General features: G+C 58.2%; 11 protein-coding genes. 10 read left to right on the top strand and 1 reads right to left on the bottom strand.

Going from position 1 to position 14,468, the window contains the following annotated elements; genetic code table 11:
* Positions 1-21: 21 nt before the first annotated feature.
* The 6 genes from AC1DEK_RS09455 (at position 22) to rffA (ending at position 4,682) form a co-directional block, all read left to right on the top strand.
* Positions 22-660: a methyltransferase gene (locus AC1DEK_RS09455; RefSeq protein ID WP_478124966.1), complete on the top strand. Its 639-nt coding sequence runs from the start codon at positions 22-24 to the stop codon at positions 658-660.
* Positions 657-1,322: an acetyltransferase gene (locus AC1DEK_RS09450; RefSeq protein WP_478124965.1), complete on the top strand. Its 666-nt coding sequence runs from the start codon at positions 657-659 to the stop codon at positions 1,320-1,322. Before AC1DEK_RS09455 ends, AC1DEK_RS09450 begins: the two co-directional genes overlap by 4 nt.
* An 86-nt stretch (positions 1,323-1,408) precedes the next feature.
* On the top strand, positions 1,409-2,242 hold the full coding sequence (locus tag AC1DEK_RS09445) for a glycoside hydrolase family protein (RefSeq protein ID WP_478124964.1): 834 nt from the start codon (positions 1,409-1,411) through the stop codon (positions 2,240-2,242).
* Positions 2,235-2,663, top strand: a complete 429-nt coding sequence (locus AC1DEK_RS09440) for a GtrA family protein (protein ID WP_478124963.1) — start codon at positions 2,235-2,237, stop codon at positions 2,661-2,663. The genes AC1DEK_RS09445 and AC1DEK_RS09440 overlap by 8 nt, the downstream gene beginning before the upstream one ends.
* Positions 2,660-3,544 (top strand): class I SAM-dependent methyltransferase, encoded by an 885-nt coding sequence (locus AC1DEK_RS09435; protein ID WP_478124962.1) that lies wholly within the window; start codon positions 2,660-2,662, stop codon positions 3,542-3,544. The genes AC1DEK_RS09440 and AC1DEK_RS09435 overlap by 4 nt, the downstream gene beginning before the upstream one ends.
* Positions 3,534-4,682, top strand: a complete 1,149-nt coding sequence (gene rffA / locus AC1DEK_RS09430) for a dTDP-4-amino-4,6-dideoxygalactose transaminase (protein WP_478124961.1) — start codon at positions 3,534-3,536, stop codon at positions 4,680-4,682. The genes AC1DEK_RS09435 and rffA overlap by 11 nt, the downstream gene beginning before the upstream one ends.
* Before the next feature lie 28 nt (positions 4,683-4,710).
* On the opposite strand, the gene AC1DEK_RS09425 is transcribed toward rffA, so the two are convergent.
* On the bottom strand, positions 4,711-6,633 hold the full coding sequence (locus AC1DEK_RS09425) for an acyltransferase family protein (protein WP_478125280.1): 1,923 nt from the start codon (positions 6,631-6,633) through the stop codon (positions 4,711-4,713).
* Positions 6,634-6,951: 318 nt separating this feature from the next.
* Between AC1DEK_RS09425 and AC1DEK_RS09420 the strand changes: the two genes are divergently transcribed.
* The 4 genes from AC1DEK_RS09420 to AC1DEK_RS09405 all read left to right on the top strand — a co-directional run bounded on the left by AC1DEK_RS09420 (position 6,952) and on the right by AC1DEK_RS09405 (position 14,152).
* On the top strand, positions 6,952-8,004 hold the full coding sequence (locus AC1DEK_RS09420; RefSeq protein WP_478124960.1) for a polysaccharide biosynthesis protein: 1,053 nt from the start codon (positions 6,952-6,954) through the stop codon (positions 8,002-8,004).
* A 4-nt stretch (positions 8,005-8,008) separates the two neighbouring features.
* Positions 8,009-9,136 carry a UDP-2-acetamido-2,6-beta-L-arabino-hexul-4-ose reductase gene (wbjC, locus tag AC1DEK_RS09415; protein WP_478124959.1) on the top strand — a complete coding sequence of 376 codons (1,128 nt, stop codon included), beginning with the start codon at positions 8,009-8,011 and terminating at the stop codon, positions 9,134-9,136.
* 4 nt (positions 9,137-9,140) lie between these two features.
* The gene (wecB, locus tag AC1DEK_RS09410; RefSeq protein ID WP_478124958.1) at positions 9,141-10,277 is read left to right on the top strand and encodes a non-hydrolyzing UDP-N-acetylglucosamine 2-epimerase; all 1,137 of its coding nucleotides are present in this window, start codon (positions 9,141-9,143) and stop codon (positions 10,275-10,277) included.
* A 251-nt stretch (positions 10,278-10,528) separates the two neighbouring features.
* Entirely contained in the window at positions 10,529-14,152 is a 3,624-nt protein-coding gene (locus AC1DEK_RS09405) for a tetratricopeptide repeat protein (protein ID WP_478124957.1), read from the top strand.
* The last annotated feature ends 316 nt before the right edge of the window (positions 14,153-14,468 follow it).

The raw sequence follows: 14,468 nt of genomic DNA, 5'->3' as shown, positions 1-14,468 counted from the left end.
GTCCGGAAATGGACAGGTGCAATGACTGAAGAAAACACCGCGGGAATTCATGCGGAAATTGCAGCCTACTACTCTGACAAGCTTGCTGCGCATGGACAGAGTCCGCGTGGAGTCGACTGGAACGGAGAGGAAGGGCAGATCCTTCGGTTCAGGCAGTTGTCGAAGATCATCGACCGCCCTGGAGCGATTTCGGTCAATGACCTGGGTTGCGGCTACGGTGCGCTCTACGATTTTCTAGCTTCGGAGCGGCCGGACATCGCGTACGTCGGCGCGGATATCTCCGAGAGCATGATCGAAGCTGCTCGGGAGCGATTCAAGGGACGGTCTAACGCTCGCTTCATCAAGTCGAGCGTTCCGGATTGCATCAGCGACTATGGCGTCGCCAGCGGCATCTTCAATGTCCGGTTAGGCAGGACGAATGCCGAGTGGCAGGCGTATCTGGAGGCGACGCTGGACCAAATGGATCGGACCAGCCGTCTTGGCTTCGCATTCAATTGCTTGACTTCGTACTCCGACGTCGATCGCATGCGGCCCGATCTCCATTACGCCGATCCTTGCCACCTCTTCGACCTTTGCAAGCGCCGTTATTCGAAGAACGTGGCCCTGAATCACGACTACGGCCTCTACGAATTCACGATTCTGGTCAGGAAGCAGGCATGAGAAAGCGTCTTGTCATCTTTGGCGCTGGCGACATTGCGCAACTCGCGCACTACTATTTCAGCGCGGCGTCGGAGTACGAGGTGGTGGGCTTCACCGTGGATGCGGCTTTCCTTTCAGGATCGAGCTTTTGCGGTTCGCCGGTCGTCGCATTCGAAGATGTCGTCGAGCATTTTCCCCCTGGCGATACCGACATGTTCGTCGCGCTGAGCTACTCCAAATTGAACGCCGTGCGCAAGGAGAAGTACCTGGCTGCCAAGGCGCGAGGCTATCGGCTCGCAACCTTCGTCAGCCCGGCGGCGACTGTGCTGAATGACGGACACATCGGAGAGAACTGCTTCATCTTCGAGGACAACACAATCCAGCCCTTCGTTCGGATCGGCAACAACGTCACCTTGTGGAGCGGCAATCACATTGGCCATCACTCGACAATCAAGGACCACAGCTTTCTTGCGTCTCACGTGGTCGTCTCGGGTGGCGTCGAAATCGGGGAACAGTGTTTTATCGGAGTAAACGCGACGCTCAGGGACCATATCAAGATCGGCGACCGATGTGTGATCGGTGCGGGCGCATTGTTGCTAGCTGACGCCGAGCCCGAAGGTGTGTACATCGGCGCCGCGACGGAGCGGTCGCGAGTGCCCAGCAGCAGGGTGCGAGGCATATGACGAGGCCGTGGATCAAGCTGGGCCAACTATTCTGTCCGAGCGGTGACCAACGTCATCCCAAGTTGTTGACCCACGCGGCCAACCCCTTGCCAGTCTTGCTCGAAGGTAATGTTTATCGCGTGTTCTACAGCGGCAGAGACGCGCGCAATCGTTCTTCTGTAGGGGCAGTTGATATCGATATCGTGAAGCGCGAAGTTGTGCACGAGCATTACGCGCCGGTTTTCGAACACGGCCCCGAAGGCAGTTTTTATGCGGACGGCGTGAGCATCGGCAACTGTTATGACGCGCCCTCGGGGCGATACATGCTCTTCATGGGCTGGCTGAATCCCGCAGATGCGCATTGGCGCGGTGAAATCGGTCGACTTCGTGTTGACGGCGATCTCGGCCTTTCGTTGGACGGTGGCAGGGCGTTCATGCCGCTGGATGCCCTTGACCCCGTCAGTCTCTCGTATCCCTGGGTGCTGCAGGATGGCTCGCGCGCTGGCTACAGCATGTGGTACGGATCCACACTCACATGGGACGCAGGCAATGGGGAGATGATCCACGTGATCAATCGTGCTTCATCGCAGGATGGCGAACGTTGGGAAAAACTTGGCCCGGCGGTGCCCTACGCCGTTGGCACGGCGCAGGCCTTCTCTCGGCCCACAGTAGTCCGGGACTCCGTGGGCCTTCACATGTGGTTCTCCTACCGCAGCGGTGCGGGTCAGAGCTATCGCATCGGCTACGCCTTCAGCGTCGACGGTAGCGACTGGCAACTCAAACTCGGGGACGCAGGTATCGATGTGTCCGAAGAAGGATGGGATTCGGAAATGATCGAGTACCCATTCGTCTTCGACCATGATGGCGAGAGATACATGCTCTACAACGGAAACGGATACGGCAAGACGGGCTTCGGGCTTGCAGTTCTCGCACATGGTTGAAGAAGTGGCGCCGGCTCGGCGGCGGACCTTGGCAGCTCAGTTGCTGAGCTATGCGTTCGTGGGTGTGCTGAGCAATCTCGCAGGCTACCTGGTCTATTTGCTCATCACCTATCTTGGCGCCGGACCCAAGATCACCATGTCGGCGCTCTACCTTGCTGGTGCGTCGATCGGCTTCTGGGGCAACCGCAGGCTGACCTTTGCACATGACGAGAAGGGCATGGCGGTGGGCGTTCGGTACGTGTTCGCACATTGTGTGGGTTATCTGATCAATTTATGCCTGCTGTATCTGCTTGTGGACAGGTTCGGCTATGCGCATCAGATCGCGCAGGCCTTTGCCATATTTGTCGTCGCGGGGTTTCTTTTCTTGTCGTTCAAGTATTTCGTCTTTCCTGAATCAGACCCTGGGGAGACTGCAAATTGAAGCGCTGTCTGCAGTGCGATGCGGGTTATGCCAGCTCAGGGGCTGAGTGTCCGGCCTGTGGTCACAGCCCTGTGCAGATCGATGGCTTCACGTCTTACGCACCCGATAGCGCATGGGCTGGCGGAGGATTCAAGGCCGACTACTACGCCGAACTGGCGCGGCTGGAGGACTCGAATTTTTGGTTTCGTGCCAGGAACGCGCTGATTCTCTGGGCCATACGCAAATATTGCGGAGGTTTCGAGTCGCTCCTCGAAATTGGATGCGGTACAGCATATGTGCTGTCGGGGGTTGCAGGAGCGTATCCCCAAGCTAGTCTTCGCGGAAGCGAGATCTTCGTGGCTGGCTTGGGCTTCGCGGCCAAGCGATTGCCTTCCGCTGACTTCATGCAGATGGACGCGCGCGAGATTCCATTTCGAGACGAGTTCGACGTTGTCGGCGCATTTGACGTGCTGGAGCACATCGAGGAAGACGAACGCGTACTGGAGCAGGCGCACGCTGCGTTGAAGCCCGGCGGCTGCCTTCTCCTGACCGTTCCGCAGCATCCCTGGTTGTGGAGTGAGTCGGACGCGTATGCCTGCCATGTGCGCCGGTACCGCAGCGCGGAGTTACATCGCAAGATCAAGGGTGCTGGCCTGGAACTGCTCAGAAGCACGTCTTTCGTGACGGCACTCCTCCCGGCATTGATGGCTTCGCGACTTGCCGGAAAGCCGGAGGGGCAAGAATTTGATCCGTTGGCGGAATTCAACATCCCTCCATGGCTAAACACCGCGTTGGAGAAGATGCTCGCGTTTGAACGGGGCATGATCCGCGTCGGCATGAACTTCCCGGTCGGCGGGTCGAGGCTCGTCGTCGCAAGAAAGGGACTCCCTAATGAAAAGTGATCGAATCCCGTTCAATTGGCCCCACATGACGGGCAAAGAACTCTTCTACATTGCCGAAGCACACTTCAACGGACGCCTGGCGGGCGATGGCCCTTTCACCGCAAGGTGCCATCGCTGGCTCGAAGAGCGAACAGGTAGTCACAAGGCCTTGCTCACGCACTCCTGCACTGCTGCGCTGGAAATGAGCGCATTGCTGATGGACATTCAACCGGGGGACGAGATCATCATGCCGTCCTACACGTTTGTATCGACGGCCAACGCGTTCGTGCTCAGGGGTGGCGTGCCCGTGTTCGTGGACATTCGCCCGGATACGCTGAATCTGGACGAGTCCCTGGTCGAGGCAGCAATCACGCCGCGCACGCGAGGTATTGCCGTGGTTCACTATGCAGGCGTCGCCTGCGAGATGGACGCCATCATGGCCATTGCCGAACGGCATCAGCTGTTCGTCGTCGAGGACGCAGCGCAGGCTGTCATGTCGACTTACAAGGGTCGAGCTCTTGGCGGGATCGGGCAGCTTGGCGCCTACAGTTTCCATGAGACGAAGAACGTGATCTCGGGCGAGGGGGGCGCGTTGCTGATCAACGATCCATCCTTGCGCGCTCGCGCTGAGATCATTCGGGAGAAAGGGACTGATCGCAGTCGCTTCTTCAAAGGCGAAGTCGACAAGTACACGTGGCAGGAAGTCGGATCTTCATTTCTTCCCGGCGAGCTGGTCGCAGCGTTCTTGTGGGCACAGTTCGAGCACGCAGAGCAAATCACGCAAGCACGCTTGGGCTTGTGGAACTGCTATCACGAACTTCTCGAGAAACTGGAATCGGACGGCGCCCTCAGGCGGCCCACGGTTCCTGATAGCTGCCAGCACAACGCGCACATGTATTACGTCGTCCTATCGCCCCGGATCGACAGGCGGCAAGTTCTCGATGTGTTCAGGCGAGCCGATATCTCGCCAGTCTTTCACTACGTTCCGTTGCATTCTTCGCCCGCAGGACGGCGCTATGGCAGAACGCATGGGAGCCTCGATGTGACCAATCGCCAATCCGAGTGTCTGATCCGTCTGCCGATGTGGGTGGGGCTGACGCGGGAAAAGCAGGTTCGCGTCGTGGAGGCGCTTGCCGAGGCTATCGCGGCCCAAACATGAATGCCCATCAAAACCGGGAACGGAAAGCTCAAGGCCGGGGTGATGGCGCTGAAACTGCAAGACTGCCCATCTGGCGTGCCACGTACTGGGCGCCTGATGTTGTGAGATGGCCGTAGTCCCACGTGGTCAGGCCCTCTGGGCTGTTGACGGTGTAGGTCAAGCAGCCTTCCTCATTGCACATCGCCTTGAACGTCGAGAAGTATTCGACTCCAGCATTGGCAGCGAATCTAGCCATCGTTTCATCTGCTTCCACGGTCGCCTCCGCCAACTTGAAGGTGGCTCGAACAGGGATGGCGCCGCCGTCGCGATGCAGCTTGACCAGGACCTTCGGAAGCGGCTCCGTCCAGGTAGGAGCAGGTCCCATCAGAATGATTCGGGAAACGCCTGCCAATTTGAGTTGCGCTGCAGTGGACTGCAGATCCTGGAGGGACAGTTTTGAAGGGGACGCTAGGTAGTAAGCCCAATGCCCGAAGAGGACCACTGTGTCAGGCTTTATCTTGATTACCTGGCTGAGCACATACGAGTTGGCCTCGACACACCTGGGATAGGCGAACTCCACAATCGGAGGGCAACTGTCGCGCGCGAACACTGCGAGCCTTGCCTTGCCGGCGACTTCGCGCCGCAATCCTGGGGCGAAACGCCCAGCATGCGAGTCCCCCCAGACCATCACCAGCGGCTTGCCAGAGCCGTCCTTGGGATCGACGCAGGACTTTGCATAAGAGTCGGGTGTATCGGTGCTGCTCGCCCAGCATTCGCCTGAGCGGCTGTCGGTCTTGAAATCGTAGTCGTGGCTTGCGAATGCGAGGGGCGTGCCCTCCAACCGGAAGCCGAAGCCATTGGCCATGTACGTGCCGAGGCCGAACGCGAAAACGGCGACCATCGGCACCACCAACACACTGCCGGCGACGCGGTTCCAGGCTCGCTTCCGGATTGGAAACTCCAGGAACTTGAATGTCATGTAGGCAAGAACGAACGACAGGACGAGCGCAGCAGCGCGTACCGTCCATTCGCCGCCTCCGACATCGATAATTCGGGCGTAGGCCAGCAGGGGCCAGTGCCATAGGTAGAGCGGGTAGCTGATGAGCCCGATCCACACCATCGGCCGCGCGCCGAGCAGGTAGCGATTCATGATGCCGGCCGGCCCGGCCGCGATGCAGAGAAACGCGCCAAGCGTCGGCAGTAGCGCCCACCAGCCCGGGAACGCGGCACCACCGCGGATGAAGATGAGGCCCAGCACGATGAGCGCGAGGCCGGCCGCGGACTGCGCATGTGACAGCGCCGCCGATCGGGCGCGCGGCCCGCGCAGGCGCCAGCAGGCAAGCATCCCGCCCACCATCAGTTCCCAGAAGCGCGAAGCCGGTGAGTAGAAGGCGGCAGTCTGGTGGCTTTGGACGATGGCGACATTGATCGCGAAAGACACTGCCGCAACTGCCAAGACGACACCGAAGATTCGCCGCTTCCGGTTCCACGCAAGCCCCAGCAAGAGCGGCCAGACCAAATAGAACTGCTCCTCAATCGCGAGCGACCATAGATGGAGCAGTGGCTTGGTCTCGGCTGCGCTATCGAAGTAGCCAGCTTCGCTCCAGAAAGCGAAGTTGGACACGAAGCCGGCACCGGCCGCGGCGTGTTTGCCGAGTTGCGCCAACTCGCTTGGCGACAGAACATGCCACCCGACGGCGAATGTCGCGACCAGCACCAGCGCGAGCGCCGGGAAAATCCGCTTGACGCGCCTGGCGTAGAAGTCTCGGTAGCTGAACCCGTCGCTGTCAAGGCTCCGGAGGATGATCGAAGTGATTAGAAAGCCCGAGATGACGAAGAAGATGTCGACGCCGATGAAACCACCTGGCAGCGCGGTCGGAAACGCATGGAAGGCAAGGACTGCCAGGATGGCGATCGCCCGCAGACCGTCGATGTCGGGCCGGTAATTGGGACTGTGTTCGCTGGAAAGAATCTCGGGTCCTAGTGGATGCGCGCGCCGCTCAAGCGCGGCGTACTTTAACCGCCGCACCCATTGAAAAAAGCCCCGAGCCAAAGCCGAGGGATTCCGAAGGTTCGGCGGGTCGTTCAGACCATGGCGCGTCGCGCCGCTTGATTGACCACGTCGACTCTGCGCCAATTGGCTGAGCCGATTGTGAAAGAAAGGGCCAGTGATTGAGATAAAGTGCACCGTCGGCCGCGCGAGGAGAGTGCGGTGCGACTCAAGCATGGCTTCGACGTATCCCTACTGATCGAGCCGACCTGTTCAACATCCCTCAGGGCCCAAATTCAAATGCAGACGCGGTTTAGCAACAAGGTACTCCTAATAACGGGCGGGACCGGATCATTTGGAAACGCCGTCATCCAGCGCTTCCTCAAGACGGACATCCGGGAAATCCGGGTATTCAGCCGCGACGAGAAGAAGCAGGACGATATGCGCAAGCGTTACAACAACGCGAAGCTCAAGTTCTACATTGGCGACGTTCGCGATGCACATAGCGTGGGCGGCGCCATGCGCGGCGTCGACTACGTGTTCCATGCCGCGGCCCTGAAGCAGGTGCCGTCCTGCGAATTCCATCCGATGCAGGCCGTTCGTACAAACGTGCTTGGCGCCGAGAACGTCCTTGAGACCGCAGTGGCTGCTGGCGTGAAGCGGGTGGTCTGCCTGAGCACCGACAAGGCGGTCTACCCCATCAATGCCATGGGCATCAGCAAGGCCATGATGGAAAAAGTCATGGTTGCATCGAGCCGCAACCTCGAGGGCACCGGCACCATCATTTGCGGCACGCGCTACGGCAACGTGATGGCCTCGCGAGGTTCGGTCATCCCGCTGTTTGTCCAGCAAGTCAGCGAGGGCAACCAGATCACGATCACCGATCCAACGATGACCCGATTCATGATGACTCTGGAAGACGCCGTCGATCTGGTCCTCTACGCGTTTGAGCACGGGCAGAACGGCGATATCTTCGTCCAGAAGGCGCCTGCTGCGACCATGGAAGTGCTCAGCCGAGCCATTTTGGATCTGATGGGCAAGAAGGACCATCCCATTGCCATCATCGGCTCCCGGCATGGCGAGAAGCTTTACGAGTCGCTTCTTAGCAAGGAGGAGCGTGCATGCGCCGTGGACTTGGGCGAGTATTTTCGTGTGCCGCCTGATGGACGCGATCTGAACTACGCAAAGTTTGTCGAGGAAGGCGAGAGTCGCATCACGCGCGCTTTGCACGGTGAGGAATACAACTCGCACAACACCACGCGCCTGGACGTCGAGGGAATGAAGAAGCTGCTTCTGAAGCTTGACTTCATGGGAAAGATCGCTCGCGGCGAGCCGGCCGTGCTGGAAGGGTGAGCCGGTGAAGGTCCTCATCACCGGTGCTGGCGGTTTCGTCGGCAAGAATCTTTGCCAGGCGCTTTCCGAGCGCGCGGGAGTCGAGATCGTCGCTTTCGAATCCCGCAACACCGTGGCGCAGTTGCCGGAACTGCTGCGCGGGGTGGACTTTGTGTTTCACCTTGCTGGCGTGAATCGGCCTCAGGATCCGAAAGATTTTGCCGTGGGCAATCTCGAGCTGACCCAATCATTGTGCAATGCACTGGTTGGGGAGATCGAGTCGACAGGAAAGAAGATTCCAGTCGTTCTGACATCTTCGATTCAGGCCGAGCAGGACAATCCGTATGGGCAGAGCAAGCGTGGTGCAGAGGCGGCCGTTTTCGCTGTCGCCAGGAGCCATGGCGTTCCTGCGCATGTCTTCCGCCTGCCCAACCTGTTCGGCAAGTGGTGTCGTCCCAATTACAACTCTGCGGTCGCAACCTTCTGTCACAACATTGCTCGTGGCCTGCCGATCGAAGTCCGTGATCCAGCCGCCGCTCTGACGCTTGTCTACATCGACGACTTGGTGGCGCGTTTTATCGAACTGCTCGAAGGCGCCGACGCTGCTTTGGGTGTCGATGGCTTTGCGGTCATGACACCGCAATACTCAACCACTGTAGGCGAAGTTGCGGACCTGATCGTGCGCTTCAAGGAAAGTCGGAAGACGCTGCTGACGGAACGTGTGGGGACCGGATTAGTGAGGGCCCTTTATGCCACCTACGTCAGCTATCTTCCGACGGAAGAGTTCAAGTACAGCGTCGCTCGGCATGGAGACGCGCGTGGCGTATTCGTGGAGATGCTCAGGACGCCTGACAGCGGACAGTTCTCCTACTTCACAGCACACCCCGGGGTCACCCGCGGGGGGCACTATCACCACAGCAAGACCGAGAAGTTCCTCGTCATCAAGGGTCATGCCCGGTTCAAGTTTCGCCACATGTTGACTGGCGAAACCTATGAGATGACCACAAACGGCGATGCGGCCGAGATCGTCGAGACTGCGCCAGGCTGGACGCACGACATCACGAACATTGGCGAGGACGAAATGGTCGTCATGCTGTGGGCCAACGAGATATTCGATCGCGCACGGCCAGATACATACGCCTGTCCACTCTGAAAAAATGAAGAAACTGAAAGTCATGTCGGTGGTCGGCACGCGGCCCGAGATCATCCGCCTGTCACGCGTATTTGCCGCACTCGACGAGCACTGCGAGCACGTGCTGGTTCACACGGGGCAGAACTACGACTACGAGTTGAATCAGGTCTTCTTCGATGACCTGAAACTGCGAAAGCCGGACCACTTCCTGAACAGTGCGACCGGCAGTACCGGCGCCGCGCACACGATCGGCAACCTCATCATCGAAGTCGATCGAGTTCTCGCGCAGGTTGAGCCCGAGGCCATGCTGGTGCTTGGAGACACCAACAGTTGCCTGGCAGTGATCCCGGCCAAGCGGCGCAAGATTCCCATCTTCCACATGGAGGCCGGTAATCGATGCTTCGACCTCAGGGTGCCCGAAGAGATCAATCGCCGAATCGTCGACCACACGGCCGATATCAATCTCACCTACAGCACGATCGCGCGCGACTACCTGCTTCGCGAGGGGTTGCCGCCTGACCAGGTGATCAAGACTGGTAGCCCGATGTATGAGGTCCTGCATCACTACATGCCGGACATCGAGGCGTCTGATGTACTGAAGCGCCTCGACTTGAGCGAAGGCAGGTACTTTGTTGTCAGCGCGCATCGCGAAGAGAACATCGAGTCTGACCAATCCTTCGCAAAGCTTGTCGCTGCCTTGAATGCAATCGCAGAAGACCACGACGAGCCGGTCATCGTTTCCACTCACCCCCGGACGCAGAAACGGATCCAGGCCACCTCGACCAGCTTTCACCCGCAGGTTCGCCTTCTGAAGCCACTTGGCTTCCATGACTATGTAAGGCTGCAGATGTCCGCGCGGGCGGTGCTTTCGGACAGCGGCACTATCAACGAGGAATCCTCGATTCTCAATTTCCCTGCGCTCAACTTGCGAGAGGCGCACGAGCGACCGGAGGGCATGGAAGAAGCTGCAGTCATGATGGTCGGGCTGGACGCTGAGCGCGTCCGCCAGGGGCTGGCTATCTTGAAATCGCAACCGCGCGGCGCCGATCGCGCCTTGCGCTTGGTGGCCGACTACAGCATGCCCAACGTGTCGGACAAGGTGCTTCGGATCATCCACAGCTACGTAGACTACGTGAATCGTGTGGTGTGGAAGAAGTATTGAGACTGGCAGGACGAGAAATCGCTTTCGCGGGCGAGTAGTCGCCTGCGTATCGAACTGTTTGACGACCGTTCGATGCCGGGTGCTTGTTGCCGTGGGCTAGGTGTCGCGCTGCGGGGTCAGCGCGCGGACGAAAATTCGCATAAAAAATGACTATTACAAGATTGAGGGCGTTGTTGGGCCCGTGGCTCTCACGCTCCAGCGAGCCACAAGAACTTTGGACGCAAGCTGGTCGCGCCGAAGCCAGAGGAAATATGTGGCACGCGAAGGCGATATATCGCCGTCTTGCGAGGGTCGAACTCTTAAGCCCGGAGGCTTATGTCTATGCGGGCCTCTCCGAGCAACGGCTGCGTCGACCGAGCCAAGCGATAGCCAAGATCGAAGCTGGTCTGAAGAAATTTCCGAATCTGCCGCTTTTGCTCGAACACTACGTTGGCATCTGCGCCGAAATCGGGCAAATCGATCACGTCATTCGGAGATCCGCAACGAACTCCGATGACAACTTATTGCTTTGGAGGCTAGCGGATGCTCTGTGGCTGCATGAGCGCAGGGAAGAAGCGAACGCCATCTATCGGCAATTGGCTGCGCGCCCAGCAGCCAATCCTCTTGGCGTTCTGCATTCGGGACTCTCTGAACAACGGCTGGGGAACCTCGATCGAGCTGCCGACGTGTTGGAGGCTGGAATCCACGAATTTCCGCATGCTGCAGAGTTGGTCGATCACTTCGCGCTCATTTGCGCACAACTCGGCGAGTTGGCACGCGTCATGCGAGTTGCTGCGCCGAACGCGAAGTCCGAGGCGGAGGCTTTTGAAGCGCTTTTTGAGAGATTTAGGGATCCGCAGATACAGATCTGGCTGATCGGTCTTTGCCTCACCGCAGGTCTCGAACAGCTTGCCGCACAGAAAATCAAGTCGATCGCGGAAAGTTCCACTCACGGCCTGCCGCCGTCTCAGCTGGCCGAACTTCTATTGCTTTCGCCATCGGTCGAACCGGAAAAGCTTTGGGCGCAAGCCGATCTTGCCGAGGCTGCGGGAAATAAATTGCAGGCGACGGCAATCTATCGCCGCCTCGCAACCAGAAAGCTCTCAAGTCCGGAGACGTATCTCTACGCGGGGTTGTCCGAGCAGCGGTTGCAACGGCCAACCGAAGCAATCGCGATCTTCGAAGCTGGTTTAAAGACGTTCCCGGACCTGCCGCGTCTGATTGAGCACTACGTGCGCCTCTGTGCTGATCTGCGGCAGATGGATCACGCGATCCAGTGGTTTTCCACGGAGACGGCGAGCCCGGCGTCGGTATGCGAAACACTCTTCATTCAGTTTCCCGACCCGCATGTCCAACTCCGGCTCATTGAATATTGTTTCGAACACGGATTGATGGAAATTGCTGACGCGAGGCTGGAGTCCGTTCGGGAGCATTGCAGCGACGAGGTATTTGCATGGCAGCTGGCTGACTTGCTTCTGCTAAATCAGCGCAATGACGAGGCCAAAATCATCTATCGACGGCTGGCCGCGCGCTCGCCGGACAACGTCCAGGGTGCGCTGTACTCCGGCCTCGCCGCATACAGACTGGGGCATCTTGAACAAGCGGCCGATCTGTTGGAGGCGGGACTTCGGAATTTTCATGGAGCCGAGCACCTACTCGAACATTTCGCACGCATATGTCTTGAGATCCACGCGGTGAGTCGCGTGGGTCGTTTCCTGGCGCCGGACGCACAGAGCGACGAAAAGGTCTGTGAACTGCTATTCGAGAGGTTCACAGACTCGCAGTCTCAGATTAACCTCATCGAGTACTGTGCAAAGAATGGTTTTGTAGGACTGGCAGAACGAAACTTCGCGAAAATTCTGAGAACCTCAACGAATGCAGCTGAGCTTTGGGGCGTTGCGGACTTACTCACGAAATTGGGTCGCAAAAGCGAGGCTGCCGACATGTACAAGCGGCTCTCGGTCCGCAACCTAGAGACCGCCGAGGACTACTACTATTCGTCCTTGGCGTTATTAAGGCTCGAAAAATCGTCGGAGTGCGCCGACACCCTTGAGCAGGGACGGCAAAGATATCCGACTGACACCAATCTGTCGACCCTATTCAGGCAGGTATGCGCAAACCGCCTGGAGTACGACCGTTACGTGAATTCGAACTTAAAGATCGGAGCTACCACGCTATCGATGGTGGAGTTCTACGAGGATTTCAGCAAGCGCGCTCCGTTTGATTTCATTGCCTGCTCCAGGGATCTGGAATTACAACTCGACGCGGGAGTCGTGGACGGTCTGAAGAAGCACGTCGTTTCGTATTTTCGTGAAAATCGGCAGCCTACGGAACTGGCAAGGATGGTGATATTCCTGAGCAGCTATCTTGATTTGGGTTCCGAATTTACCCGCGAAATGCTGAATGCGATCGTTGACTCACATCGCAATGATGGTGATCAGTTCAAGCCCGATGAGCGCTCACTGAGAATCTTGCATGACCTCTCTCCTGCAATGGTGCCTCGCTACGCCACGGAACACGGTAAAACGGCGCGGCAATTCATTGCTGCATGCCGGGCGCTGGCGGAGAGTCCGGTAGAGCTTAAGGATCCGATCGTGGACGTGACGAATGGCTGGACGCCGTGGCAGTTGATCTTCTGCCGCGCCGAGCCGGAATTCTTCGGGGAGGCGATGGCTGCGTTCGAAGAGTTGGCATTTAAGACTTGGCCGAGACTGAATCACGTTGCACCGCATGTGGGCCGAAACCTGCTTCCTGCTGCAAAGAACCAGAGGAAAATCCGTGTCGGATTCAATGTCCACGACTCAATGCCCATGATGTCGGGTTTGCTCCCGCAACTGAACCCGGATCTCTTCGATACGGTCTACCTGCGCCCAGGCCAGCGCGGCCAGACACCAGCGGCGAAGAACTGGATCGAGCGTGCGGGAAAGACGGTCGAGTTTTCCGATGTCGACACCTATGCAGCAATCGAAACGATTGAGAACGAGGAACTGGACATCATCGTGGCCGGTCCTTCCATGGGGGCATGCTTCTATCCAATGATGGCCAAGCTTGCGACGCTGCACATGATCTTGCTGGAGCCGAACTGGACAGATGGTCTGACGAATTCCGATTACTACATCTCCTGGGGACGGGCCGAACCTGAAGATCCCGCCGCCTATTACAGGACTGCGGTTTCGTTCTTCGAACATCCCCCTTATTGGATCGAAAAACCGGATGTTGAGAGCAAGGGTGCTATCAGCGCGGAGATGCGCGCGCAGACCAGAAAGAGGCTGCTTAACGCAAGCCCTGAGGCACACATTTACCTATGTGCCAATACGCCCCCCAAAATCCATCCGGAAATGGATGAAATCTTTCGCGACATATTGGAGCGCGATAAGGACGCCATTCTGGTTCTTCTTCGCGGGGAGTTCCCTCCCGCCAAAACCCTGAGAAGCCGCCTGCGTGAAAAACTCGGCGCGTGCTATGACAGGGTCGTCTTTGTGTCGACACTTAAGAAGGACGATGCGCATCTGCTGCTGCAATCCGTGGATTGCTGTCTCGATTCTTACCCGCTCTGTGGCATGTCATCCAGTTTTGATGGCGCGATGCTGGGCGTTCCGCTTGTGACCCTTCCTTCGAAAATTCCGTTCGGTCGCTGGACGGCGGCGATCTATGAATACATCGGCGTGTCGGGTCTCACGGCCAGGGACAAGCAGGACTACGTGGACATTGCACTCAGACTGGCGACAGACACGACCTGGAGAAATGAGAAGGCATCAGAGCTGAGGCAAAAATCATCGGTCTACGTCGAGAGCGAGGCCAGCAGCAAGGAATTCGAGAGGTTTCTCCTGGAGGCCTGGGATAGAAAGGTCCAAGGCCTGGGGACGGCAAACTGGATCGACAACCGGTGGCAGTAGCGAGCCGGGCTTGCAGCACTTGGTTGAACCGCTGGGTGGCCCTTGCCATCCCGGCACTAGCCGTTGTGACTCTCGCCGTTGGGCTGTTGATCCCGATCTACTCTGACGAGGTGGCCATTCAGATGGCGCATGCGCGTTTCTTCATAGAAGGAGGTGCGCTACTGAATCTGTTGCCCCAATGTCGTTCATTGGAGGCAAGCATTCCGGTCTCCTGGTACCCGGGTGCAGTTTTCAACGCCATCCTGTACTCGGGAACCAGCGAGTTGGGGTTGCGGATCAGGGGCATAGCGATATGCGCGGGCTGGTTGTCTCTGCT

This window comes from Variovorax sp. 10N420, assembly GCF_056394705.1.
The sequence above is the reverse complement of the archived record's forward strand: the minus strand, read 5'-3'. Positions and strand labels throughout refer to the sequence as shown.